Raw genomic sequence first — 20,905 nt, forward strand, 5'->3', positions numbered from 1 at the left:
AGGCACGCGGGGTAGCTACGGCTTCATTGTTGCATGGGCGCCATAAGTCGGGTGCGTGGTAGCCATCTCTGGCGTCCGGCTGCTGGCTGGAATCCTCTGGGTATCCCTGGTTCTGGCCCGAACGCGGCTGCTGGCGCCAAGGACACGGATAAAATGCGCCCATGCTCGATGACCGCGCTCGGCTGCTGCTCAAAACCTTGGTGGAACGCTATATAGCGGATGGCCACCCAGTGGGCTCGCGCGCGCTCACGCAGGCGCCCGGGCTGGACTTTTCGCCGGCCACCATCCGCAATGTGATGGCCGACCTCGAAGGCCTGGGCCTGATTGCCAGCCCCTACACCTCGGCCGGCCGCATCCCCACCGCCAAGGGCTACCGCCTGTTTGTCGACACCATGCTGACCGTAGACCCGGACCAGGTGGTGTCGGCCGAGATTGCGCCCGAGCAGCCGCAAAAGGTCATCACCAGCGCTGCTGGCGTGCTCTCGGAGCTGTCGCAGTATGTGGGCGTGGTGCAGGCGCCGCGCAAAAGCTCGTCGTTCCGCCATATCGAGTTTTTGCGCCTGTCGGAAAAGCGCATCCTGCTGATCCTGGTCTCGCCCGAAGGCGATGTGCAGAACCGGGTGATCTTCACTGAGTCGGACTACTCGCAAAGCCAGCTGATTGAGACGGCCAACTACCTCAACGCCCATTACGCCGGTTTGGCGATGGAGCAGGTGCGCCAGCTGCTGCGCAAGGAAGTGGACAGCCTGCGCGACGAGATCGCCGCACTGATGCTGGCGGCCGTGAATGTGGATGAAGACGCCCAAGAAGCACCGCATGAACTGGTGATTGCTGGCGAGCGCAACCTGCTGGCCGTCAGCGATTTCAGCAACGACATGACCAACCTGCGCCGGGCCTTTGACCTGTTCGAGCAAAAGACCCAGATCCTGCACCTGCTGGAGAACTCCAACCGCGCAGAAGGTGTGCAAATCTACATCGGTGGCGAGAGCCAGTTGCTGTCCGTCGAGGAGCTGTCGGTCGTCAGCACGCCGTACCAGGTCAACGGCAAGGTGGTCGGCACCCTGGGCGTCATCGGCCCCAAACGCATGCCCTACGAGAAGATGATCCAGATCGTTGGAATCACCTCCAAGCTCGTATCCAACGCACTGAGCCATCCGAAATAGACGCTAGAATGCACAGCTTCACTCGCCAGGGCTTCTGGCAGGTGGTGGTACCGGGGCGTTAGCTCAGTTGGTTAGAGCAGAGGACTCATAATCCTTTGGTCGCGGGTTCAAGTCCCTCACGCCCTACCAGATTCATTGGCTGCACAGCTATCATTTTTGATGCTGTGTGGCTTTTTTATTGTCGGTGGTGCGCGCGGCGTTTGGTGTATTGCCGAATGTACCCATGACAAGAAGGTCATTCTGGGCAGCAGCAGCTGCACCCTCTGTCCAGCGGCTCCACACAGCCCCTGAGTCTGGCAATGACCAACCCATGCCGGTTCATAATCATCCCCCCAACTTGTTCAAGAGGCCTCTTTCATGGTGGATAAATCCTTGCTGCAGCAGCTGGTGCTGGAGCGGCTGGCCGATGACCTGCAGCAGGTCGAGCAGGCGGTGAGTGCGGCGCATGAAGCGGCGACCCACGAGGAAAATATTGCCGAGAACAAGTACGACACCTTGGGCCTGGAGGCGGCCTACCTGGCGACGGGCCAGGCGCGGCGCGCTGAGGCCATCCACCAGGCGCTGGTCCATTGGCGGCTTTTTTGCCCGCAGCCCTATAGCGCCGGCAGGGGCATACAGCTGGGCGCGCTGGTTTGCCTGCTGGATGCGGACGAGAGACAGCAGCAGATCTTTCTTGGCCCTGAAGGGGGCAACATGAAGCTGGTCATCGGCGCTGAATCCATCCAGGTGATCAGCAGCCAAGCGCCGTTGGGCCAGGCGCTGCTGGGCAAGGCTGAGGGAGATGAGGTGACGCTGGAGGTGGCGCAGGCCAGGCAGAAGTTGGAGGTGCTATGGGTTCGTTAAGCTGGCTGAACCCTGCGCCGCGTTTGCACCAGCACCATGGCCACCGCCACCAAGCTGGACAGCAGCACCGCTGCCCAGGCGCCCAGTGCGGGCACAGGTTCGGGCGTGCCGGGGTTGGCGGTCGGGGCTGCGGTCACCGCAAAGCTTTGCTGCTCTTGAGGGGCTGCGAAATAGGCGCCATTGCCTGCCTGGTTGGCATTGACCACGCAGGTGCCCACGCTGAGAAAGCTTACCGTGTTGCCCGTGACCGAACAAATCGCAGCCGCTGAGGGATCGATGGAGAAAACAACCGGCTCGCCCGATTCACCGCCGGTGGCTGCAATATCGTAGCTGCCTCCCACAGGGGCAGGACTGGGCGGGGTGGAGTTGAAGGTGATGGACTGGGGCGTGGCGCCATCCGAGGAGCCGTTCAGGGTGATGGACTGGGTGCCAAGATTGTCGACTTCAAAGCGGAAGGCATCTGTGACAGGGCCCGCAGCAGCCGGCGCAGTGAACGTAAAGCTGATCGTACAAGGCGTGAATTGCGGATAGGGGCCTGCAGCGCAGCTGCTGTCCACGACCGTGAAGGCGGAGTTTGCAGGCGGCGTGACGCTGCTGACATTCAGTACGAATGGCGTGGGTCCCTGGTACTCCACCGTGACGCTCTGCGCTGCCGATACGCTGCCTGCCGCCGTGTTGCTGAAGTTGATGCTGCCTGGCGTGAACAGCAGGCCCTGTGCCTGCGCGGCCTGCAAGCCCAGCGCGGCAGCCACAGCGATCAGTGACTTAGCAATCCATGAAATGAATATTCTCATACCAACTCCAGATGATTGGAGTGGATGTTAGCACTTGCATACTTTTTATGTCATCGGGTATAGCCGGATGGCGTCAGCAGCACCGGGCGACAGGAAAGCGCTGTACAAGGAGGCGCTTGACAGCGCATCCGCTGAGCAATAAACGAGACAGGGGAGAGGATCGCCATGCCGCGAGGGCATATGCCTGCTTCCGGAGCACTGACCTGGCAAGGTCCATTGGAAGGACTTGGGCGGAGCGCGCAGCAAAGACGGCGAGAGCGCTTCAACGTGAAAAAAATGCCTGGCTACATGGAGAACCGCTGGCTAGCAAAAACGACCACTGGAGTGAAAACCCAGTAGGTCGCCCCACGATGAAACAAGGAACGGCGGCAATCGCTGAACCTTGGTGTTGATCATATTCGCAAATGAGAATTATTCTCATAAAACCATTTTAAGAAAAGGGCGATCAGCTTTTGGCGGCAGAACCAGCGGTTTGCAAGCCGTTGCCCGGCCCCAGCAGATCTGCCATACAAGGGGCGTAAGATGAACGCGCCTTCATGCGGGCATGACTGCCTATGCCTTTGCATGGCGGCAGCACCCCGTGCATCTGCCAGCTGGCGTGGCCTTGCCCGCGCCATGCGCTGACCTCCACGAACGGAATAGGACCTTCACCATGACCGTCAAAGCCTATGGCGCCCACGCGGGTGACCAACCCCTGCAAGCCCTGAACATCGAGCGCCGCACGCCGGGCGCCAAGGACGTGCAGATCCGCATTGCCTATTGCGGCGTCTGCCACTCGGACATCCACCAGGTGCGCTCCGAATGGGCGGGCACGCTCTACCCCTGTGTGCCCGGGCATGAGATTGTCGGCGAGGTCGCGGCAGTCGGCTCCGATGTGAGCGATTTCAAGCCCGGGGATCTGGTAGGCGTGGGCTGCATCGTCGACAGTTGCCAGCACTGTGTGGACTGCGGCATGGGGCTGGAGAACTACTGCAACCACATGGTCGGCACCTACAACGGGCCTACCGCCGATGCGCCGGGCCATACCCTGGGCGGCTATTCGCAAAGCATTGTGGTGCACCAGCGCTATGTGCTGCGGGTCAGCCATCCACCGGAACAGCTGGCCGCTGTGGCGCCGCTGCTGTGCGCCGGCATCACCACCTATTCGCCTCTGCGCCACTGGCGCGTGGGGCCCGGCCACAAGGTGGGCGTGGTGGGCATTGGCGGGCTGGGCCATATGGGCATCAAGCTGGCGCATGCGATGGGCGCGCATGTGGTGGCGTTCACCACGTCCGAATCCAAGCGCGATGCGGCCAAGGCGTTGGGCGCTGCCGAGGTGGTGGTCTCACGCCATGCCGATGAGATGGCCGCGCATGCGCAAAGCCTGGACTTCATCCTGAACACCGTTGCGGCCCCGCATGAGCTCGATCCCTTCTTCAACCTGCTCAAGCGCGATGGCACGATGACCCTGGTGGGCGCGCCCTCCACCCCGCATCCCTCGCCCGGTGTGTTTGGCCTGATCATGAAGCGGCGCAGCCTCGCCGGTTCGCTGATCGGCGGTATCCCCGAGACGCAGGAGATGCTCGATTTCTGCGCCGAGCACGGCATTGTGGCGGACATCGAGCTGATCCAGGCCGAGCAGATCAACGAGGCCTATGAGCGCATGCTGCGCGGCGATGTGGCCTACCGTTTTGTGATCGACAACGCCAGCATCTGATGTGTTGACCGCCTGATGCTCCAAAGCCAATGCAGTGCATGCCCTGGGCAAGCACTGCATTTTTCTTTGGGGGCTGCGGCGGAACTTGTGCCCCTCTGCCGCCTCAGACTGCGGCCCTTTGTTTTTGCTCCACGCCCCATGTTGTCACGTCGCTCCCTGGTCCTGTCCGGCAGTCTGTCTGCGGTGATGGCCGCTCTTTTGCCGATGGGCCAAGCCCTGGCCCGCAGCCCGCAGCCGCCGCGCAAAATGCCGGTGCTGTTCATCGGCCATGGCAGCCCGATGAATGCCATCAGCGCCAACCCCTTTACCCAGCACCTGCAACGCTGGGGTGCCAGCCTGCCCCGGCCCAGCGCCATCCTGGTGGTGTCGGCCCATTGGCTCACGCGCGGCAGCACCGGCGTGACGGTCAACGACAAGCCCGCCACCATCCACGATTTCTCAGGCTTTCCGGCCGAGCTGCATGCAATGCAGTACCCGGCCGCTGGCCACCCAGCGCTCGCGGCCAAGGCGTCCGCGCTGGTGCGCAGCGGCCAGGCGCAGCTGACGGACCAGTGGGGGCTGGACCACGGCACCTGGACCGTCTTGCACCACCTCTACCCCCAGGCCGATGTGCCGGTGTTCCAGGTCTCGATCGACTACAACCAGTCTGCCCCCTACCACTATGCCGTGGGCAAGGAGCTGGCAGCCTTGCGCGAGCAGGGCGTGCTGCTCATCGGCAGCGGCAATATCGTGCACAACCTGCGCGCAACGGTGCGCGGCGCGCCCGAAGGGCTGATGGCCGCCCGCGACTGGGCCCAGCAGTTTGACGAAGCGGCCAAGCAGGCCTTGTTGGCAGGCAACCGGGAAGCGCTGGTGGCCTACCAGCAGCTGCATGCATCCGCCCGGATGGCCGTACCCACGCCGGACCACTACTGGCCCTTGCTGTATGCGCTGGGCGCCGCCCATGGCAGTGGCCCGGCGCGCCAGGTGTTCGAGGGCTTTCAGTCGGGCACCATCAGCATGCGCTGCCTGCAGTGGGATGCCTGATCAGCGCAGGCTTTGCAGCGCCTCGGCCAGGCGCTGCACGCCCCGCGCAATCTCGGGCAGATCCAGCAGCGCATAGCCCATCACCACACCGGCTACGGCGTGCGTTGCCTGCGCGCTGCTGGGCTGCAGGTACAGCGGGCTGATCGGGTAGACGCGCACGCCGCGCTGCGCTGCCGCCTGCACCAGCTGCGCCTCGCAGCTGGCGGGCAGCGCGGGAAACCACACGGCCAGGTGCAGGCCGCTGGCCGCGCCCTGGATGCGCACTTGCGTGCCCAGATGCCGCTCCAGCGCCTGCAGCAAGGCCTGCTGGCGCGCATGCTGTTTGCGCCGCATGCGCCGCACATGGCGGGCATAGCTGCCTTCGTCGATCAACTGGGCCAGCGCGCGCTGGGGGCCGGTGGCGGTATGGCGGTCGGTCAGCAGCTTGGCCTGGGCAAACAGGCTGGCCAGCGCCGGGGGCAGCACCATATAGCCCAGGCGCAGCTGGGGCGATAAGGTCTTGGAGAAGGTGCCCACATGGATCACGCAGTCCGCACTGTCCAGCGACAGGAGGCTGGGCTCGGGCCGCACGCCGTAGCGGTAGTCGCTGTCGTAGTCGTCCTCGATCAGCCAGCAACGCTGCGCACGCGCCCAATCGAGCAGGGCATGGCGGCGGGCAATCGGCAAAAAGCCGCCCAGCGGAAACTGGTGGCCAGGCGTGGCATAGGCCAGCTTGGCAGGCGCCTGTGCGGTCAGCGCGGCGAGCTGCGCAGTCTGCAGGCCATCGTCATCCACATCGGCGCAGACCAGCTGCGCGCCATAGGCCGCAAACACCTGGTGCGCCATGCGGTAGCCGGGGTTCTCGACCACCACGCGGTCGCCGGGGTTGAGCAGCAGGCGGGCACAGAGATCGAGCGCGTGCTGCGAGCCGTTGACGACCAGGATCTGCTCCGTGCTGCAGCGTATGTCCCGGGTCTGATGCAGGTGTTTTTGCAGCGCCTGGCGCAGCTCGGGCGCGCCCAGCGGGGTCGCGTATTCGAGCCGCTGGCTGCGCTGGCCCTCGGCCCGGCGCAAGGCCTTGAGCCATTGCAGGGTCGGGAAATCGCTGCCTGCCAGCGGCCCGTAGACAAAGTCGATCACTCCGGCCGGATCGGGCGCGGACGGGCGCAGGGGCATGGCCTGCAGGCGCTGGGCAAAGGCGGACAGGCGATCGCTGTCGGGCATCTGGCGATGGAGCCCGGTAGCGTCGGCAGCCCGGCCCTGAGTGCGGATGCGGTCAGCAGCGCCCGCCGCCACGCGCGTCGCGGCCCCGCGCCGGGTGTCGACAAAGCCGTCCGAGGCCAGTTGCTCATAGACCAGGCTCACGGTACCTCGTGACAGGCCCCGCTCAGCGGCCAGCACCCGCGTCGAGGGCAGGGGGGTGCCGGCCGCGTAGCTGCCATCACCGATGCGCGCGCGGAGGTCGCGGTACAGGCTGCGGCTGCCGGGACGGGTGGACGAGGGTGCTGGCATGGCGGGCAACTGGACCAGTGATTTTGTTAAAAACTGGCTATTTTTTACCAGAAGCGGCCGCCGCACAATCCGGGCTTGGCCGCAACCCAGCTCGGGCGCGGCATCTGTTTTGACAGGGAAAAAGAATGTTCAAAGGTTTGAGTGCGTTTCCGCTGACCCCGATGGATGAGAGCGGCATCGATATGCCGGCATTTGCGCGACTGGTGCAGCGCCTGGTGGCAGCCGGTGTCGATTCCATCGGCGCGCTGGGCTCCACCGGCAGCTATGCCTATCTCTCGCGTGCCGAGCGGGCCCAGGTGGCGGCGCTGGCGGTGGAGCAGGCCCAGGGCGTGCCGGTGGTCGTGGGCATTGGCGCACTGCGCACGCGCGATGTGCTGGCCTTGGCCGACGACGCACAAAAGGCCGGTGCCAGTGGCCTGCTGCTGGCCCCGGTCTCCTACCAAAAGCTGTCTGACGACGAGGTCTATGGTCTCTACCAGGCCGTCTCGCGTGCGGTGTCGGTGCCCATTGTTGTGTACGACAACCCCGGCGCCACGCGCTTTGAGTTCAGCGATGCGCTGCATGGCCGCATTGCGCAGCTGCCCCATATCGGCTCGATCAAGATCCCCGGCGTGCCGGCCGATGCGGCCGAGGCCAAGGCGCGTGTGCAGCGCCTGCGCGCTGTCGTGCCCGCCCATGTCAGCATTGGCGTCAGTGGCGATGCCTTGGGTGCCAAGGGCCTGGTGGCCGGTTGCGATGCCTGGTACTCGGTCATCGGTGGCCTTTGGCCTCAGACCACCTTGGCGATCACGCGCGCTGCGCTGGCTGGCGATACGGCGCAGGCGCTGGAGCTGTCCCACCGCCTGGCGCCGCTGTGGTCCTGGTTCCAGCAAAAGGGCGGCAGCCTGCGCTCGGTTGCCACCGCAGCCGAGCTGATGGGCCTGGCCCGCTCACCCTGCCTGCCGCTGCCGTTGCACACCTTGCAGGGGGCGGATCGCGCGGCATTCGCAGCGCTGTTGCAAACGCTGGATCTGGCCTGAACTCCAGCAGCGTTCAAGCCGCCAGGCGCCTGGCCTGCGCGCGCAGCAGATCCATAAAGTTCTGCTGCTCCTGCGAGGCCTCCTGGTCCTTGCGCGTCAGCATGCCAAACGGGGCCATCGGTATATCGATCTGCACTGGCAAGGTCTTGACCAGGCCCATGCGCAGATAGTCCTTCAAGGCCGAGTCCGACAGCAGCATCACCGCGTCCGTCAGCTGCACCAACTGCTGCATCGAGTAGACGGAGCTGCACTCGGTGACATCGGCCGGCACCGGCAGCTCCAGGCTGTGCAGCAGCTGGTCCAGCGCGATGCGTGCCGGAGTGCTGGCCGGCTGCAAGATCCAGGGCCAGTCGCGCACCAGCTCCTCCCAGCTCAGCTTGCGGCGCCGCGCCAGCACATGGCCGCTGCGCACCACCACCAGCAAGCGCTCGTTGCCCAGCGCCTCAAAGTCATAGGCCTCGCTGTCGCCGGCAATGCGGCGGCGGGCAATGGCCAGGTCAATGCGGCGCTGGTCCAGCAGGCGCAGCACCTGGTCGCTGGTATCGCCCATGATGCGCAGGCGCAGCTGCGGGCTCTGCGCTTTCATTTGGGCCACGGCCGTCATCACCAGGTCGGGCGCTGCCCCCATGATGGTGCCGATCGCCAGGTAGCCATAGCCGCCTTGGCGGCGCACCGCCAGGTCTTCGGCGCAGCGGTCCAGGCTGTTGAGCGAGGCCTCGGCAAAGCGCACCAGCTGCAGGCCCAGCGCGGTAGGGCGCATGCCGCGCGGCAGGCGCTCAAATAGCTGGCAGCCAAACATGTCTTCGATCTCGCGCAGCATGCGCGTGGCAGCGGGCTGCGACATCGCCAGGCTGATCGATGCGCGGTGCAGATTGAGGCTCGATCCCAGCGCCACCAGCATGTGCAGGTGCTTGTAGCGCAGGCGGTTGAGCAGGCTGCGCTGCAGCGGTGGCGCGGCCGTTAAAGCAGGTTTTACAGACATAAATAAAAAGTATCGGATATGACTGAAATTTGATTTGTTAGGCATCAATCATGCGCGTACATTCAGCTCCACACAAGAACGAATGACCTTTCAGGAGACAAACATGAACGCCTTCGCGCACACTTTTTTCAGACCCCCCGCCTCACGACGGCGCTAGCGCAAGCCGCGCCCCATCGGCGCTGGCTTGCCAGCGCCGCCTTCTCCTTTCTCGCTCCCGCAGCGCCCGCCATTTGGCCGGCGTTCAGGCCGCGCATTGTCTTTAAGGATTTGTCGTGAAAAAACTCCCCGCTCCCTTGCTCGCCAAGATTTCCTGGCGCCTGCTGCCCTTCTTGCTGCTGATGTACATCATGGCCTTTCTGGACCGGGCCAATGTGGGCTTTGCCAAGGTGGCCTTCCAGGCCGATACCGGCATCAGCGACGCCGCCTTCGCGTTTGGCGCTGGCGTGTTCTTTGTCGGTTATGCCCTCTTGGAAGTGCCCAGCAATCTGATCATGCACCGCATCGGCGCGCGCATCTGGATGTGCCGCATCATGGTCACCTGGGGCCTGGTGTCGGCCGCGATGATGTTTGCCCATAACGAGACCACCTTCTATGTGCTGCGCTTCCTGCTGGGCGTGGCCGAGGCGGGCTTCTTCCCCGGCGTCATCCTGTACCTCACCTACTGGTTCCCGGCCGCGCACCGGGCGCAGGCCATGGGCTTTTTCTACTTCGGCGCGCCGCTGGCCTTTATCTTTGGCAGCCCCTTGTCGGGCCTGCTGCTGGAGCTCGATGGCATGGGTGGCTGGCATGGCTGGCAATGGCTGTTTGCGGTCGAAGGCCTGATGGCCGTGGCCGTCGGTATCTGGTCGTATTTCTACCTCACCAACCGCCCGGCCGATGCCCAGTGGCTGACGGCCGACGAGCGCCGCCAGGTGCAGGACATCATCGACAGCGAAGAGCGCGCCAAGGGCGGTCACCAGCACAGCCTGCTCGCTGCCATGTGCCAGCCGCGCGTGCTGTACCTGGCCCTCGTGTATCTGCTGATCCAGGCCAGCGTCTACGGCGTGGTGTTCTACCTGCCCAGCCAGGTGGCAGGCCTCTTGGGCACCAAGGTGGGTCTGCAAGTCGGCCTGGTCTCGGCCATCCCCTGGCTCTGCGCACTGTTGGCCGCCTGGTGGGTGCCCGGCTTTGCCCAGCGCAGCCAAAAACCCCGCAGTGTGGCCAGCATGACCTTGCTCGTCGCCGCCATCGGCATGGCCGCATCGGTGAGTTTTTCCAGCCCGCTGCTGGGTGTTGCCGCGCTGTGCTTTGCGGCGGCCGGCTTTATCGCGGTGCAGCCGGTGTTCTGGACCTTTCCAGCCAACACGCTGGCAGGTGCTGCCGCAGCGGGCGGCATTGCGCTGATCAATTCGCTGGGTGCGGTTGGCGGCTTTGTCGCCCCCATCGTCAAGAACTGGGCCGAAGGCCATTTCCACTCACCCGCCGCAGGCCTGTACCTGCTGGCAGGCACAACGGTACTGGCAGCGTTGCTGGTGCTGGGCATCCGGGCCCGCATGGCGCCCGCTGCGCTGCAGCCCCGGGCCGCTGCCTAAATTGCATAAGGAGCAAACACCACCATGAGCCAGATCCCCACCATCAAGCAAGTGCGCGCCTATACCCTCAAAGGGGGCGGTGCCGACTACCACGACCAGGCCGATGGCCACTGGATCGACGACCACATCGCCACGCCAATGGCCAAGTACCCCGAGTACCGCCAGAGCCGCCGCAGCTTTGGCATCAATGTGCTGGGCACCCTGGTGGTCGAGATCGAGGACAGCGCAGGCAATGTCGGCTTTGCCGTCACCACCGGCGGCGAGCCCGCAGCCTATATCGTCGAGAAGCACCTGGCACGCTTTCTGGAAGGCGCCAAGGTCACCGACATCGAGCGCATCTGGGACCAGATGTACTGGTCCACCTTGTACTACGGCCGCAAGGGCATTGTCATCAACACCATCTCCGGCGTGGACCTGGCGCTGTGGGATTTGCTGGGCAAGGTGCGCGGCGAGCCGGTGCACCAGCTGCTGGGCGGCGCGGTGCGCGATGAGCTGCAGTTCTACGCCACCGGCGCGCGCCCCGATCTGGCGCAGAAGATGGGCTTTATCGGCGGCAAGATGCCCCTGCACTATGGCCCGGCCGAAGGCGAGGAAGGCCTGCGCCGCAACCTGGAGGAGCTGGCCACGATGCGCGAGCGCGTGGGCCCCGATTTCTGGCTGATGCTGGACTGCTGGATGAGCCTGGACCTGAACTACGCCACCCGCCTGGCCCAGGGTGCCCAGGCCCACGGCCTGAAATGGATTGAAGAGGCACTGCCGCCCGATGACTACTGGGGCTATGCGGCCCTCAAGAAGAACGTGCCCACCGGCATGCTGGTGACCACCGGCGAGCATGAGGCCACACGCTGGGGCTTTCGCCAGCTGCTGGAGATGGGTTGCTGCGACATCATCCAGCCCGATGTCGGCTGGTGCGGCGGAATCACCGAGCTCTTGAAGATCTCGGCACTGGCCGATGCCCACCAGGCGCTGGTGATTCCGCATGGCTCCAGCGTCTACAGCTACCACTTTGTGGCCACGCGCCACAACAGCCCCTTTGCCGAGTTTTTGATGATGGCGCCCAAGGCCGACGAGGTTGTGCCGATGTTCCACCCGCAGCTGCTGGGCGAGCCGGTGCCTGTGCAAGGCCGCATGCGCCTGTCGGCACTGGACAAGCCCGGCTTTGGTGTGGAGCTGAACCCGGCTTGCGAACTGCACCGTCCCTACACGCATTGATTACCCATTGATCACACACCGGTGGGCCAACGCTGATTGCCCACCCAGGAGACCTATCCATGGATTTGCCATTGAACCCTTTCAAGGCCGCGCTGCGCCGCAGCGAGCCGCTCTACGGTATCTGGGCCGGTTTTGCCACGCCCTATGCGGCCGAGATCATCGCCACCACCGGCTACGATTGGATGCTGGTGGATGGCGAGCATGCGCCCAACACCGTGCCGACGCTGCTGGCGCAGCTGCAGGCGGTGGCACCCTATGCCACGCACCCGGTGGTGCGGGCGGTGCATGGCGATGCGGTGCTGATCAAGCAGCTGCTGGACGCTGGCGTGCAGACCCTGATGGTGCCGATGGTCGAGACGGCTGAGCAGGCCCGCGCGCTGGTGCAGGCGATGCGCTACCCGCCGCATGGTATCCGGGGTGTGGGTGGGGGCCTGACCCGCGCCACGCGCTGGGATGCGGTGCCCGACTACATCCGCACTGCGCATGAGCAGCTCTGCCTCATCGTGCAGATCGAGTCGCGCCTGGGCGTGGAGAATGCGGCGGAGATTGCGGCCGTCGATGGCGTCGATGCCGTCTTCATCGGCCCGGCAGACCTGTCCACCGGCATGGGCCATGCGGGCGATGCCAGCCAGCCCGAGGTGCAGGACTGCATACGCCGCACCATCGAGACCACCCTGGCCCATGGCAAGGCCTGCGGCATTCTGGCGCCGCGCGAAGAAGATGCGCGCCGCTACACCGACTGGGGCTGCCGCTTTGTGGCCGTCGCCATCGATATCAGCCTGATGCGCCAGGCCGCCGTGGCCAACCTGGCACGCTACCGCGCGCCCACCCAGCCCGCCATTGTCTCTACCACCTACTGAGGACGACCCCATGCCAACCACCCCTGTTTTGCGCAATTACATTGCCGGTGCGTTCAGCGACAGCGCCGAGCTGCACGAGGTGCGCAACCCCGCCACGGGCGCGCTGCTGGCGCAGTCGCCGCTGTCAGCCCAAGCCGATGTGGACCGCGCCATTGCAGCGGCACGCGGCGCGCAAAAAGCCTGGGCGCGCCGCCCGGCGATCGAGCGCGCGCAGTTCCTGCGCCGCATTGCCGCTCGCCTGCGCGAGAACGTGGCGCGCATTGCGCGCACCATCACCGAGGAGCAGGGCAAGGTGCTGGGCCTGGCCGAGGTGGAGGTGAACTTCACCGCCGACTACCTGGACTACATGGCCGAATGGGCGCGCCGCATTGAGGGCGAAGTCATCAGCAGCGACCGGGTCAACGAGCAGATCTTTCTGCTGCGCAAGCCGATGGGCGTGGTGGCGGGCATCCTGCCCTGGAACTTCCCCTTCTTCCTGATCGCGCGCAAGATGGCGCCGGCGCTGCTGACCGGCAACACCATCGTCATCAAGCCCAGTGAAGAGACCCCCATCAACTGCCATGCCTTTACCGAGCTGCTGGCCCAGTGCGAGCTGCCCGCTGGCGTGTTCAACGTGGTCTATGGCCAGGGCGGCACCGGTGGTGCGCTGTCGGCCCATGCGGGCGTGGACATGATCAGCTTTACCGGCAGCGTGGGCACCGGCGAGCGCATTGCTGCCGCCGCTGCGCCCCATATCACCAAGCTCAACCTGGAGCTGGGTGGCAAGGCCCCTGCCATTGTGCTGGCCGATGCCGACCTGGACCTGGCCGTCAAGGCCATCCGCGATTCGCGCATCATCAACACTGGCCAGGTCTGCAACTGTGCCGAGCGCGTCTATGTGCAGCGCCAGGTGGCCGATGAATTTACCGCACGCATTGCCCAGGCGATGGCCGCGACCCGCTATGGCGACCCGATTGCGCAGACCGATGTGGAGATGGGACCGCTGATCAACCAGAAGGGTCTGGACAGCGTCGATGCGAAGGTGCGCCGTGCGCTGGCCGATGGTGCGCAGCTGGTCACTGGCGGGCAGGTCGCCGATCTGGGTGCCGGCTTTCACTACCAGCCCACGGTGCTGGCGGGCTGCCGCGCCGACATGGAGATCATGCGCAAGGAAATCTTTGGCCCGGTGCTGCCGATCCAAGTGGTTGAGGACCTGGACGAGGCGATTGCGCTGGCCAACGACTGCGAATATGGCCTCACGTCCTCGCTCTACACCCGCGACCTGTCCAAAGCCATGCAGGCGATGCGCGAGATCGACTTTGGCGAGACCTACATCAACCGCGAGAACTTTGAGGCGATGCAAGGCTTCCATGCCGGCGTGCGCAAGTCGGGCGTGGGCGGCGCCGATGGCAAGCATGGCCTCTACGAGTACACCCATAGCCATGTGGTGTACCTGCAGTCCTGATGGGGCTCTGCCGCTGAGGTGATGCAGCCTCCGCGATCCGCCTTAAAAGAAGGCCGCCAACCCAGGTGACCCGGGTTGGCGGCCTTTTGTTGTTGGCGTTGCGGCGATCGATCAGCGCTTGGCGCTCAGCCCTTCGACCACCGCGCGCACCTGCTGCAGTACCTCATCGGCCAGCGCTTGATCGGCCTTGACAACGCCGCGCGAGATGGCCATCGCGCCCACCAGTGCGGCGACCAGCGTGCTGGCCAGCGCCTGGCGTTGCTGCGGGTCACTGCTGGCCGGCAAGGCGGCCTCGATGCCGGCGCGCAGCTCGGTAAAGCCATCGCGAAAGCTGCGGCTCACCGCCTCGCTCTGGCGCCCGGCATCGCAGGCGGTGGAGACCAGCGGGCAGCCCCGGGTCATGTCATCGCGCACTTTGGGGTTCAGGTAGCTGTCCAGGTAGGTGGCCATCGCGTGGTCGCTCCGCTCGCTGGCCTGCTTGACCCGGCCAAAGCCTTGCCCAAAACCATGCGCCAGCGCTTGGGCTGCCAGGTCCTGCTTGTCGCTGAAATGCTTGTACAGGGCGCCCTGCGTCAGGCCCGCCTGTTGGCATATATCGGCCACGCCGGTGCCGTCGATGCCGCGTTCCTTGAACAGGGCAGCGGCGGCATCGAGCAGTGCCTGGCGGTTCTGTTGCGCTTGTTCCTTGGTGACTTTCATCGCAAATACCCTGCTTGAAGCTGTGCTTGACAGTTTTTGATTGTGATCGCTATCATTGTAACTCCTCCGTCGATAACCTCCAAATAACATGCTCGCTTCCCGACTCGCCGTGCTGCTCCAGCGCCATGGCGTCCATTACGCCTGGGTGATTGCCGCCATCACCTTTTTGGCCATGCTGGTCACCTCGGCGGCGTTGGGCCTACCGGGGGTGCTGATGCAGCCGCTGGCCGTCGAGTTTGGCTGGAGCGTGCGTGACCTGTCCTCGGTGTTTGCGACCCGCTTTGCACTGTATGGCCTGCTCGGGCCCTTTGCCGCGGTCATTTTGCTGCGCTATGGCGTATCGCGCGTGGTGGCGCTGGCCGCAGCGGTGATTGCCGGCGCCTTGCTGCTGGGCCTCATCATGCGCAACCTGGGCCAGGCCTTTGTGCTGTGGGGCATTGTGCTGGGCATGGGCACGGGCCTGACGGCCATGGTGCTGGGCGCGACGGTGGCCAACCGCTGGTTTGTGCAGCGCAAGGGCCTGGTCATGGGTTTGCTGGCGGGCAGCAGTGCCACCGGCCAGCTGCTGTTCTTGCCCGCCGCCGCCTGGCTGATTGCGCAGTACGGCTGGCGCTGGGCGCTGCTGCCAGTCGTCGCGGCATCGGCCGTGGTGCTGGTGCTGGTGCTGCTGTTCATGCGCGACAGCCCGGCGCAAATGCAGCTGAGCGCCTATGGCGCAGACCCCGCTGCCGCGCCCGTGGCCCCCGCGCCCCGCGCCAGCTGGAGCCTGCCGTTCAGCACCTTGGTTGCAGCTTCCAAAGTGCCGGCGTTCTGGATACTGGCGGGCACTTTCTTCATCTGCGGGCTCAGCACCAATGGGCTGATCCAGACCCACTTTGTCTCGCTCTGCGGTGACTATGGCCTGGGTCCGGTGCCAGCCGCCTCGGTGCTGGCGATGATGGGCATTTTTGACCTGGTGGGCACGACCTTGTCGGGCTATCTGTCGGACCGCTATGACAGCCGCAAGCTGCTGTTCTGGTACTACGGGCTGCGCGGGCTGTCGCTGTTCTGGCTGCCGTACTCCGAGTTCACGATCGCCGGCCTGTCGCTGTTTGCGGTGTTCTATGGCCTGGACTGGATTGCGACGGTACCGCCCACCGTCAAGCTGGTGGCCAGCGAGTTTGGCCCCGAGCGCGCAGCCCTGGTGTTTGGCTGGGTGTTTGCCGCCCACCAGCTGGGCGCGGCCGTTGCTGCCTATGGCGCGGGCCTGGCACGCTCGGTGCTGTCGTCGTACTCGCCCGCGTTGTTTGTCGCAGGCGCCGCTTGCCTGGTGGCGGCAGCGGCGGTGTTGTGGGTGCGCAAGCCGGTGGTGGCCATGCGCGCCGTGGGCTGACCGGTCCAGCGCCGGGCGCCCTGGCTCAATCGGCCCTTGCGCCCGAGCGTTTCACAATCTCGGCCCATTTCTTTTCTTCGCTGCGCATATAGGCCAGAAACTCTTGCGGGCTCGAGCCCACCGGCTCGGCGCCCATGCGCTGGTACTGCGCGGCCACTTCGGGCTTGCGCAAGGCCTGCTGCGCGGCCTGGGCCAGTTTATTGACGATCTCGGGCGGCGTGTTCTTCGGGGCCCAGAGGCCATACCAGGTGCTGGTGGCGTAGTCGGCAATGCCCGATTCCTGCATGGTCGGGATCTGCGGCAGCGAGCTCGAGCGCTTGGCGGTGGTGACCGCCAGCGCCTTGAGCTTGCCCGAGGTGATAAAGGGCATGGCCGAGGGCATGGAGTCAAACATCAGCTGGATCTGGCCGCCCATCAGATCGGTGAGCGCCGGCGAGCTGCCCTTGTAGGGCACATGCTGCATCGCAATGCCTGTCTTGAGCTTGAACAGCTCGCCCGACAGGTGCTGTGACGAGGCATTGCCGGCCGAGCCAAAATTGATGCTGCCCTTGCTCTTTTTCAGGTAGGCCACCAGCTCCTGCACGTTCGACACCGGCAGCTCGCTGTTGACCACCAGCACCAGCGGCACATCGACGATCTGCGTGATCGGTGCGAAGTCGTTGAACGAGTCATACGGCACCTTGTCGTAGACCGAGGGGTTGATCACCTGCAGCGAGGCGTTCGCCAGCAAGGTGTAGCCATCGGGCTGGGCCTTGGCGACCTGGGCTGCGCCCACCATGCCGCTGGCGCCGGGCTTGTTGTCGACAAAGATGGTCTGCTTGAGGCTCTCGCCCATCGAGATGGCGACGAGGCGCCCGACCAGGTCGGTGGGGCCGCCGGGCGGGTAGGGGATCACCAGCTTGATGGTTGAGGCCGGGTAATCGGCCGCCGATGCCGCGTGGGCGGCGGGCAAGCCGCTGCCCAGCAGGGCCAGCCCTAAGCCGGTATGCAGCAGCGATTGCAGGGCCTGGCGGCGCTGCGCGGAGTGGCGTTGTGTCATGTCTTGTCTCCTTGTATTTGTAGGGCGACCTTGCCCAGCACCTCGCGGCTGTGCAGCGCGTCCAGCGCCTCGCACAGCTCGTCCATGGCATAGACCCGCGAGATGTCGGGATGGATGGCGTCGCGCTGGGCCATCTCCAACAGCGCGGCCATCATGGCCTGCATGGCTGCGGCATGGCGCTGGCGCTCGTTGGCGGGCGTCCAGCCGATGTACTGGCCATAGAAGAAGCCGTGGATCGTCAGGTTCTTGACCAGTGCGATATTCATCGGCACCTTGGGGATCGTGCCGCTGGCAAAGCCGATGATGACGATGCGCCCGTTCTGGGCCGTGCAGCGCAGCGCCTGCAGCAGCAGGTCACCGCCTACCGGGTCAAACACCAGGGTTGCGCCTTTGCCGCCCGTCACCGCCTTGACCTGCTCGATCAGGTGCTGCGGATCGACCGCATGCTGCGCGCCATGGCGCAAGGCGGCCTGGCGTTTGTCTTCGCTGCTGGCGCAGGCAATCACCTGCACACCGGGTACCTGGGCGGCCAGCTCCACGGCGGCCGCGCCCACGCCCGAGCCCGCGCCCAGCACCAGCAGGCTGTCGCCCGCCCGCAGCGCCGCGCGCCAGTGCAAGGCCGTGTACGCCGTGCCGTAGGAGATCGGCAGCGCCAGCGCGCGCAGTGGATCGAGCGCCGCCGGCACCGCATACACGGTGCTGGCCTGCACCTTGGCCTGCTGCGCATAGGCGCCCCAGTCGCAGATAAACACGACCTGGTCGCCCACCTTTACATGGGCCACGGCGCTGCCGCATTGCAGCACCTGGCCCACGCCCTCGGTGCCCGGCACAAAGGGCAGCGGCGGGGTCTTTTGGTACTTGCCCTCGATCAAGAGGCCGGTGGCGTGGCTGACGGTGGCATGGTGCACGTCGATCAGCACTTCGTCAGGAGCCAAGGCGGTGGGGGGCGCGGTGGTCTGGACGGCGGTCACATCGCGGGGCAGGCCGAAGCTGCGGCAGACAATGGCTTTCATGGCTGCAGCTCCTTTCACAGGCCCACGACCTGGCGGGCCGCCAGCGCGTCGATCTCATCTTGCGCCAGTCCCAGGCTGCGCAGAATCTGCTGGCTGTCGGCACCAATGCGCGGCGCGGGCAGCGGTGCATCGGGCCTGGCCGGCCAGGGGGTGGCTGCCATCAACACCTCGCCAAAATCGGGCTGCTGCACGGTCTTGAACGTGGCCAGGTGCCGGGCCTGCGGGTGCTGCACCACATCGGCCGCGCTATGCACCACCGCATGCAGCACGCTGTGCTGGTTGAACAGCGCGCGCAGCTCGGCCAGCGGGCGGCTGGCGACAGCGCAGGCCAGGTCGGCATGCAGCACCGCCTTGTGCTGCAGGCGCAGCGCATTGCTGGCAAAGCGCGGGTCGCTGTCCCAGTCGGCCAGCTCCAGCGCCTTGCCAATGCGCAGGAACTGCTCGTTGTTCAGCGCCAGAATCGTCAGGCGGCCATCGGCCGCATCAAAGATGCCATTGGGCGCGCTGACGGCGGCCTTGACGGTCTGGCCGCCCAGCACTTCTTCCGACAGCGCGGTTGATTGCAGCGCGCAGCAGACATTGAACAGGTTCAGCTCCACATGCTGGCCCTTGCCGGTCTTCAGGCGCTGCAGCAGCGCCGCCGTGCAGGCCTGCGCGGCATAAACGCCAGTGGCAATGTCGGCCAGCAAAAAGCCGATGCGCTGCGGCGCGCCCTGCGCATCGCGGTTGCTGTTCATCAGCCCGGTGTCGGCCTGCATCACCGAGTCAGTCGCCGGGTTGTCGGCAAAGGGGCCGTCCGCGCCATAGCCGCTGATCGACACATAGACCGGCTCCAGGCCCAGCGCCTGGAGCGCGGCAAAGTCCAGCCCCAGGCGCTCCACCACCTGCGGGCGAAAGTTCTGCACCACCACATCGGCGCTGCGCGCCAGCTGCAGGATCAGCGCCTTGCCCTCGGGGTGCTTGGCATCGACTGCCAGGCTGTGCTTGCCGGCGTTGTAGGTGCTGGACAAGGTGCTGTGGCCATTGCGGGCTACGCCCACATGGCGGCCCCAGTCGCCCTGGGCGGGCTCGACCTTGATGACCTCGGCCCCCTGGTGGGCCAGCAGCTGGGCGCAGTAGGGGCCGGCCACGCCCTGGCTCAAATCCAGGACCTTGAAACCGGCGAGCGGGGTAAACCCCAGTGTTGACTCTGGCGTCACGTATTGTCTCCTTGCATGGCCCGGGCTATGCGACAGCAGCCCGGACGTTTGTTGTGAGACCCATGGTAGAAACAGGAGGCCGCTTTGGGAACTGCCAAAGCACAGCCATCAGTGGTGATTCAGAATCAACAATCAAAAGGGAGGCCGGCCATGGACCTGAACCTAGTGCGTTTGTTTGTGGCGATTGCCGAGTCGCGCAACCTGAGCGATGCGGCCCAGCGCTCGGGCGTGACGCGCTCGAATGTGTCGCGCCGGCTGGCGCTGCTGGAGCGGCAGTTTGGCGCGCAGCTGCTGCGCCGTACCACGCGGCATATGGAGCTGACCCAGGCTGGCCGCATCCTGCATGGCCAGTGCCTGCAGGCGCTCAATGCGCTGCAAAGCGCCCAGCTGCAGATCGACCAGATCCACCAGACCATCAGTGGCGAGATCCGCGTGCGCATCCCCACCGGCCTGGGACATTTCCACCTCAAGCCGCTGATCCTGGACTTTTGCCAGGCGCACCCCGATCTGCTGCTGCGTCTCGTTATCAACGACCAGATCCATGACCTGGTGGCCTCCAAGGTGGACCTGGCGATCCACATCACCTCGGCGCCGCTGGAAGACCATGTGGCCACGCGCGTCTGCGGCATCGAGTGGGGGCTGTTTGCTACCCCGGCGTATCTGCGGGCCCTGGGCCTGGCGCTGCAAACCCCGCAGGACATCAAGCACGCCCGGCTGCTGGCGCCCCTCAATATCCACCACCGGCTGGAGTTTTGGCGGCACAGCGATGGCCTGCATGAACAGGTGCAGAGCACGCCGTCGATCCAGTCGGGCGACTACCAGTTCCTGTTCAACGCCGCGATGGCAGACCTGGGCGTGGTGCTGCTGCCCTACTATGCTGTGCGGGATGCCATCGCCCAAGGCAGCCTGGTGCAGGTGCTGGGCGGCTTTGGCGTCAAAGGCGTGGGCGATGCGCTCTACATCGTGCGTGCACCCAACCGCCAGCCATCGGCAGCGACCTTGGCGCTGATTGAGCTGCTGGTCTCATCGATCCAGCAGATGGCGCCTGGCTGGCGCCTGGGCACGGTGGCTTAAATCCGTTGAACTGCCCATTGCTTGGGGCGGACCACTACACGCCAGCGGCCAGGCTGTAGACCGTCAAGCCGCCGTCTTCGCGGTCACGCATCAGCAGGCCAGCCTGGGCCATTTCCTTGGCAACGCAGTAGATCGTCGCTGCGGGCAGTGGAGCCCCACTTTGCGCCAGGTGCAAGGAGATGTCTGCGCATTTGACCTTGGAGCGGCCCAGCTGGACGATGGCCTCCAGCACCCGCAGCCGCGCGGGCGTGGGCCGTATGCGCACAAGGCGGCTGCGCTTGAACCAGTGGGCAGCGGGCAGGGCGGGCGCTGCCTTGCGGAGTGCGTGGTCATTATTCATCTGCGCATGCTGGCATGGAAACATGGAGCCGGTTTGTCGGACTATGGCAGTTTGTGTCAATGCCGGTA

The 20,905-nt window shown here is 65.3% G+C and carries 19 protein-coding genes and 1 tRNA gene; 12 read left to right on the plus strand and 8 right to left on the minus strand.

Features of this window, described 5'->3' with window-relative positions:
• Positions 1-161 precede the first annotated feature (161 nt).
• The 3 genes from hrcA to ACPEE1_RS06005 all read left to right on the plus strand — a co-directional run bounded on the left by hrcA (position 162) and on the right by ACPEE1_RS06005 (position 2,006).
• The gene (gene hrcA / locus ACPEE1_RS05995) at positions 162-1,163 is read left to right on the plus strand and encodes a heat-inducible transcriptional repressor HrcA (RefSeq protein ID WP_260720237.1); all 1,002 of its coding nucleotides are present in this window, start codon (positions 162-164) and stop codon (positions 1,161-1,163) included.
• Between the two features lie 52 nt (positions 1,164-1,215).
• Positions 1,216-1,292, plus strand: a tRNA-Ile gene (locus ACPEE1_RS06000).
• Positions 1,293-1,523: 231 nt separating this feature from the next.
• Entirely contained in the window at positions 1,524-2,006 is a 483-nt protein-coding gene (locus ACPEE1_RS06005; RefSeq protein ID WP_182345836.1) for a GreA/GreB family elongation factor, read from the plus strand.
• Here the strand turns inward: ACPEE1_RS06005 and ACPEE1_RS06010 are convergent.
• Positions 2,003-2,800, minus strand: a complete 798-nt coding sequence (locus ACPEE1_RS06010; protein ID WP_182343419.1) for a hypothetical protein — start codon at positions 2,798-2,800, stop codon at positions 2,003-2,005. The genes ACPEE1_RS06005 and ACPEE1_RS06010 overlap by 4 nt on opposite strands.
• Positions 2,801-3,452: 652 nt before the next feature.
• Here ACPEE1_RS06010 and ACPEE1_RS06015 point away from each other — a divergent pair.
• Both ACPEE1_RS06015 and ygiD read left to right on the plus strand, forming a co-directional pair.
• A complete protein-coding gene (locus ACPEE1_RS06015) occupies positions 3,453-4,496 on the plus strand; it encodes an NAD(P)-dependent alcohol dehydrogenase (RefSeq protein WP_182343417.1) in 1,044 nt (347 codons plus the stop codon).
• Between the two features lie 138 nt (positions 4,497-4,634).
• Positions 4,635-5,522, plus strand: coding sequence for a 4,5-DOPA dioxygenase extradiol (gene ygiD, locus ACPEE1_RS06020; protein WP_182343415.1), 888 nt, complete (start codon positions 4,635-4,637; stop codon positions 5,520-5,522).
• On the opposite strand, the gene ACPEE1_RS06025 is transcribed toward ygiD, so the two are convergent.
• Entirely contained in the window at positions 5,523-7,013 is a 1,491-nt protein-coding gene (locus ACPEE1_RS06025) for a PLP-dependent aminotransferase family protein (protein ID WP_182343413.1), read from the minus strand.
• A 125-nt stretch (positions 7,014-7,138) separates the two neighbouring features.
• Between ACPEE1_RS06025 and ACPEE1_RS06030 the strand changes: the two genes are divergently transcribed.
• Positions 7,139-8,032: a dihydrodipicolinate synthase family protein gene (locus ACPEE1_RS06030; RefSeq protein ID WP_423935545.1), complete on the plus strand. Its 894-nt coding sequence runs from the start codon at positions 7,139-7,141 to the stop codon at positions 8,030-8,032.
• A gap of 13 nt (positions 8,033-8,045) precedes the next feature.
• Here the strand turns inward: ACPEE1_RS06030 and ACPEE1_RS06035 are convergent, their stop codons facing one another.
• Positions 8,046-9,014, minus strand: a complete 969-nt coding sequence (locus ACPEE1_RS06035) for a LysR family transcriptional regulator (protein WP_232539428.1) — start codon at positions 9,012-9,014, stop codon at positions 8,046-8,048.
• A gap of 272 nt (positions 9,015-9,286) precedes the next feature.
• Here ACPEE1_RS06035 and ACPEE1_RS06040 point away from each other — a divergent pair, with 272 nt between their 5' ends.
• Genes ACPEE1_RS06040 through aldA form a run of 4 tightly spaced genes read left to right on the plus strand, consistent with a single transcriptional unit; the run spans position 9,287 to position 14,101 of the window.
• Complete coding sequence (locus ACPEE1_RS06040; RefSeq protein WP_116927023.1) at positions 9,287-10,585, plus strand: MFS transporter; 1,299 nt, start codon at positions 9,287-9,289, stop codon at positions 10,583-10,585.
• A gap of 24 nt (positions 10,586-10,609) precedes the next feature.
• Positions 10,610-11,797, plus strand: a complete 1,188-nt coding sequence (gene rhmD / locus ACPEE1_RS06045; protein WP_182343405.1) for an L-rhamnonate dehydratase — start codon at positions 10,610-10,612, stop codon at positions 11,795-11,797.
• A 59-nt stretch (positions 11,798-11,856) separates the two neighbouring features.
• Positions 11,857-12,657: an HpcH/HpaI aldolase family protein gene (locus tag ACPEE1_RS06050; RefSeq protein WP_116927021.1), complete on the plus strand. Its 801-nt coding sequence runs from the start codon at positions 11,857-11,859 to the stop codon at positions 12,655-12,657.
• 10 nt (positions 12,658-12,667) lie between these two features.
• The gene (gene aldA, locus ACPEE1_RS06055; RefSeq protein WP_116927020.1) at positions 12,668-14,101 is read left to right on the plus strand and encodes an aldehyde dehydrogenase; all 1,434 of its coding nucleotides are present in this window, start codon (positions 12,668-12,670) and stop codon (positions 14,099-14,101) included.
• A 111-nt stretch (positions 14,102-14,212) separates the two neighbouring features.
• On the opposite strand, the gene ACPEE1_RS06060 is transcribed toward aldA, so the two are convergent.
• Positions 14,213-14,800 (minus strand): TetR/AcrR family transcriptional regulator, encoded by a 588-nt coding sequence (locus ACPEE1_RS06060; RefSeq protein WP_165841222.1) that lies wholly within the window; start codon positions 14,798-14,800, stop codon positions 14,213-14,215.
• A gap of 88 nt (positions 14,801-14,888) precedes the next feature.
• On the opposite strand from ACPEE1_RS06060, the gene ACPEE1_RS06065 reads away from it, so the two are divergent.
• Positions 14,889-16,172: an MFS transporter gene (locus ACPEE1_RS06065; protein ID WP_182343401.1), complete on the plus strand. Its 1,284-nt coding sequence runs from the start codon at positions 14,889-14,891 to the stop codon at positions 16,170-16,172.
• Positions 16,173-16,197: 25 nt separating this feature from the next.
• Here ACPEE1_RS06065 and ACPEE1_RS06070 read toward each other — a convergent pair whose 3' ends face one another.
• The 3 genes from ACPEE1_RS06070 to ACPEE1_RS06080 are packed head-to-tail and all read right to left on the minus strand — an operon-like array spanning position 16,198 to position 19,423.
• The gene (locus tag ACPEE1_RS06070) at positions 16,198-17,211 is read right to left on the minus strand and encodes a Bug family tripartite tricarboxylate transporter substrate binding protein (protein ID WP_260720230.1); all 1,014 of its coding nucleotides are present in this window, start codon (positions 17,209-17,211) and stop codon (positions 16,198-16,200) included.
• Positions 17,208-18,224: an NADPH:quinone oxidoreductase family protein gene (locus ACPEE1_RS06075; RefSeq protein ID WP_423935549.1), complete on the minus strand. Its 1,017-nt coding sequence runs from the start codon at positions 18,222-18,224 to the stop codon at positions 17,208-17,210. Before ACPEE1_RS06075 ends, ACPEE1_RS06070 begins: the two co-directional genes overlap by 4 nt.
• 14 nt (positions 18,225-18,238) lie before the next feature.
• Positions 18,239-19,423: a CaiB/BaiF CoA transferase family protein gene (locus ACPEE1_RS06080; RefSeq protein WP_423935551.1), complete on the minus strand. Its 1,185-nt coding sequence runs from the start codon at positions 19,421-19,423 to the stop codon at positions 18,239-18,241.
• A gap of 150 nt (positions 19,424-19,573) precedes the next feature.
• On the opposite strand from ACPEE1_RS06080, the gene ACPEE1_RS06085 reads away from it, so the two are divergent.
• A complete protein-coding gene (locus ACPEE1_RS06085; protein WP_260720227.1) occupies positions 19,574-20,497 on the plus strand; it encodes a LysR family transcriptional regulator in 924 nt (307 codons plus the stop codon).
• Between the two features lie 34 nt (positions 20,498-20,531).
• Here the strand turns inward: ACPEE1_RS06085 and ACPEE1_RS06090 are convergent, their stop codons facing one another.
• Positions 20,532-20,837: a hypothetical protein gene (locus tag ACPEE1_RS06090; protein WP_133248193.1), complete on the minus strand. Its 306-nt coding sequence runs from the start codon at positions 20,835-20,837 to the stop codon at positions 20,532-20,534.
• Positions 20,838-20,905 lie beyond the last annotated feature (68 nt).

The organism is Comamonas sp. 23, from assembly GCF_049601575.1.
Classification (GTDB): Bacteria; Pseudomonadota; Gammaproteobacteria; order Burkholderiales; family Burkholderiaceae_C; genus Comamonas; species Comamonas squillarum.

Coding starts and splice junctions, on each gene's coding strand:
- ACPEE1_RS06070 (WP_260720230.1), bottom strand. CDS start 17,211: ATGACACAACGCCACTCCGCGCAGCGCCGCCAGGCCCTGCAATCGCTG.
- aldA (WP_116927020.1), top strand. CDS start 12,668: ATGCCAACCACCCCTGTTTTGCGCAATTACATTGCCGGTGCGTTCAGC.
- rhmD (WP_182343405.1), top strand. CDS start 10,610: ATGAGCCAGATCCCCACCATCAAGCAAGTGCGCGCCTATACCCTCAAA.
- ACPEE1_RS06010 (WP_182343419.1), bottom strand. CDS start 2,800: ATGAGAATATTCATTTCATGGATTGCTAAGTCACTGATCGCTGTGGCT.
- ACPEE1_RS06090 (WP_133248193.1), bottom strand. CDS start 20,837: ATGAATAATGACCACGCACTCCGCAAGGCAGCGCCCGCCCTGCCCGCT.
- ACPEE1_RS06025 (WP_182343413.1), bottom strand. CDS start 7,013: ATGCCAGCACCCTCGTCCACCCGTCCCGGCAGCCGCAGCCTGTACCGC.
- ACPEE1_RS06015 (WP_182343417.1), top strand. CDS start 3,453: ATGACCGTCAAAGCCTATGGCGCCCACGCGGGTGACCAACCCCTGCAA.
- ACPEE1_RS06075 (WP_423935549.1), bottom strand. CDS start 18,224: ATGAAAGCCATTGTCTGCCGCAGCTTCGGCCTGCCCCGCGATGTGACC.
- ACPEE1_RS06085 (WP_260720227.1), top strand. CDS start 19,574: ATGGACCTGAACCTAGTGCGTTTGTTTGTGGCGATTGCCGAGTCGCGC.
- ACPEE1_RS06060 (WP_165841222.1), bottom strand. CDS start 14,800: ATGAAAGTCACCAAGGAACAAGCGCAACAGAACCGCCAGGCACTGCTC.
- ACPEE1_RS06065 (WP_182343401.1), top strand. CDS start 14,889: ATGCTCGCTTCCCGACTCGCCGTGCTGCTCCAGCGCCATGGCGTCCAT.
- ACPEE1_RS06050 (WP_116927021.1), top strand. CDS start 11,857: ATGGATTTGCCATTGAACCCTTTCAAGGCCGCGCTGCGCCGCAGCGAG.
- hrcA (WP_260720237.1), top strand. CDS start 162: ATGCTCGATGACCGCGCTCGGCTGCTGCTCAAAACCTTGGTGGAACGC.
- ACPEE1_RS06035 (WP_232539428.1), bottom strand. CDS start 9,014: ATGTCTGTAAAACCTGCTTTAACGGCCGCGCCACCGCTGCAGCGCAGC.
- ACPEE1_RS06030 (WP_423935545.1), top strand. CDS start 7,139: ATGTTCAAAGGTTTGAGTGCGTTTCCGCTGACCCCGATGGATGAGAGC.
- ygiD (WP_182343415.1), top strand. CDS start 4,635: ATGTTGTCACGTCGCTCCCTGGTCCTGTCCGGCAGTCTGTCTGCGGTG.